This window comes from Holdemanella sp. DFI.5.55, assembly GCF_020593575.1.
GTDB lineage: Bacteria > Bacillota_I > Bacilli_A > Erysipelotrichales > Erysipelotrichaceae > Holdemanella > Holdemanella hominis.
The window spans coordinates 1-226 of the sequence record NZ_JAJDMK010000415.1 but is presented as its reverse complement, the minus strand read 5'-3'; the positions used below and the strand labels follow the sequence as shown (position 1 = coordinate 226).

General features: G+C 47.3%; 1 protein-coding gene. It reads left to right on the top strand.

Annotated elements, in window-relative coordinates:
* A partial coding sequence (locus LJE08_RS14630) for a hypothetical protein (RefSeq protein WP_227403669.1) occupies window positions 1-209 on the top strand: 209 nt, incomplete at its 5' end.
* Window positions 210-226: the final 17 nt, after the last annotated feature.

The window sequence follows — 226 nt, the reverse complement described above, 5'->3', positions numbered from 1 at the left end:
AGACTATGCTGAAGCGTTACGATGGTCTGGTGGCCAGCGCAGAAGAAATCGGCGTAATGCAGTTTGAAAAACACCGCCGCTACCGCAATCGCGCCTTTGAGGTACTTAATGATCCGGATGCAACGATGGCAGCGATGCATCGTCAGGCAAATTATCTGGAAGGACAGATTCAACGCTTAGAAGAACGCATGCAGCAGCGAATGTTTTAACTCTAGTTATCTATTAA